2 protein-coding genes are annotated in these 2,229 nt (G+C 34.5%); both read left to right on the top strand.

The window, feature by feature from the left end; genetic code table 11:
* Positions 1-994: ABC transporter permease (locus ABY905_RS16620; RefSeq protein WP_372645905.1), on the top strand; the 994-nt coding region annotated here is incomplete at its 5' end.
* Positions 995-1,271: 277 nt separating this feature from the next.
* Positions 1,272-1,691, top strand: a complete 420-nt coding sequence (locus tag ABY905_RS16615; RefSeq protein WP_372645902.1) for a lipocalin family protein — start codon at positions 1,272-1,274, stop codon at positions 1,689-1,691.
* Positions 1,692-2,229: the final 538 nt, after the last annotated feature.

Here is a 2,229-nt window from a genome sequence, read left to right as displayed (position 1 = left end):
TATGCCTTACGCTTATCCTGTAGAAATGGAAGGTGTTGATAAATCTGTAGAAAAAAAACTTAATATGTTTTCTGTCGCAACAGATTTTTTCAAGCTATTCAATATCAAACCTCTGGCCGGATCACTGGATATGGGTATTACTTCATCCATTGGATGGGAAAGGCTAGCTATAGCAATAAATCCTGGGAATCCGAACTGGAAAGGGACCCTTAAGGAATTTGAGAAATACACCAAAGAACATCCTGGGTTTAAAGAAAAATACATATTAAATAAATCAGCTCTTAAAGTCTTAGGTATTCAAAACCCTGAAGATGCTATTGGAAAATCATTTAAATTTAACTTTGAATCTGAAAGGATGTTTCAAAAGGGTAAAGTAATTGCGGTCATTGGTGATTTACATTATGGGGATATGTTCTCTAAGGAAAAACCAATGGTTTTGGCAGCCAAAAAGATGTTCAATAGTACATTTATAGCCAAAATTGATCCCAACAGAAAAGCTGCAGCGCTTCAAATATTAACAAAGGAATGGCAGGCTCTCGCACCTGATCATCCTATAAAGTATGAGTTTGTTGACGATTTGTATGAGCAAATCTACTTCAACCAATACAAAGAGATGAGAGCCTTAACCCTGTTCTCAATCCTATCAATTATTCTGTCCATCTTAGGAATGTTTGCTTTGTCTTCTTTTAGCATTCAACACAAAACGAAGGAGATTGGTATTCGAAAAGCCAACGGCTCCACTTCTCTAGAGATTCTGATGCTATTAATAAAAGAATATACGCAATGGGTAGTCGTGGCTTTTCTTATTGCATGTCCTATTGCCTATTATATTGCCAGAGATTGGCTCAGCAATTTTGCTTACAGAATTGAATTAAGCTGGTGGATATTTGCCATATCTGGTGTGATGGCCTTAATCATTGCCATACTAACTGTTAGCTGGCAGACCTGGAAAGCTGCCACACAGAATCCTGTGGAAGCTTTAAAATACGAGTAGAATCAATTTCAAGAATAATATTAGGGGGCTTTCCATTAAAGGAAGCCCTCTTTTGATTTTAACTATTATACAAGCCTTTTAATACAACATGAAGAAGATGTCTGTAATCGAAAGCATTCCCTTTGTTTACGATCCAACTGGAAATTATTTAAAGGAATAAGAAGTAAAACTTAAAAAATCATAATTCCTTGAATTCATCAATTTATATCATTGCTATTTCAATCATAGAACTCTACTTTTATCCAGACATAAAAACTGTTCTCTAAGAATCACAAATATGAACTCGAAACGACTAAAACAAGCATTAGGTCTCATCGCCCTACTCCTTATTCTTATTACCATGGCTGGCATATATAAATTTAATATTCTGCAAGATGATATTTATATCGAAGGATCAGCTATCACGTCCGAGGACAAAGCGCTTTTTATTGGTTCATGGGTTGAACCCATACCCGGAAATGAAAGCGAAGTACAGGGTTTTAGATTATATGAAGATGGTTCGGCTAGTTCAATAAATATGCACACCCTTCTTTATCAGAAATGGGCGTTAAAAGATGGACAGTTAATTCTTACAGCTAAAAGCATAGGTAATCACACCTCATCTGTTGACGATGAAACTTACACTATTGAGTTAATAGGAAAGAATAGTCTGAAGCTTAATAATGGTTTTGCTAGCTTTACTTATAAAAAGCAATAAATTAGCTTGATTTTATAAATGATTCATTTAATTCGTATTCAACAGCGTCAGCTCATAAGTGATAGGACATTCAATTTGGTGGTCCTTATTATTTTATAAGCCTGTTTCAATGCCCAGAAATTGTAAAATCCCAATACGTCTTGTCAATTTTCCCATTTTTTTTTGATTAGATCCAGCCCGATAGGGAAATAGAAGTTGGATCTGGTTGAAACTGGCATGCAGCTAAAATTGATAAACTTATAATTGTAATAATAGGCTTACTTATTCTCCTCATTATTTATTTCCTTTAATTAAGCAAAGAACCTTTATCAGGACATATAGATTTATGCAAAGTAAAGAATAAACATATTATGAAAGGGTTACAATATACTTCCAAAACATAAAATAGAACAGATTTACTTAGTGTTCCGGCTGAAAAAGGCGCATAAAAAAAGTGCGATCACTACCGATCACACTTTAAAACTGATGTGTTGCTGTTTATCCCACCCAGAATGAAACAGCTACACAAGAGTATCTTAATAAAATTTATAATGACGTT

Source organism: Ancylomarina sp. (genome assembly GCF_041555295.1).
In the GTDB taxonomy this organism is placed as follows: Bacteria; Bacteroidota; Bacteroidia; order Bacteroidales; family Marinifilaceae; genus Ancylomarina.
The sequence above is the reverse complement of the archived record's forward strand: the minus strand, read 5'-3'. Positions and strand labels throughout refer to the sequence as shown.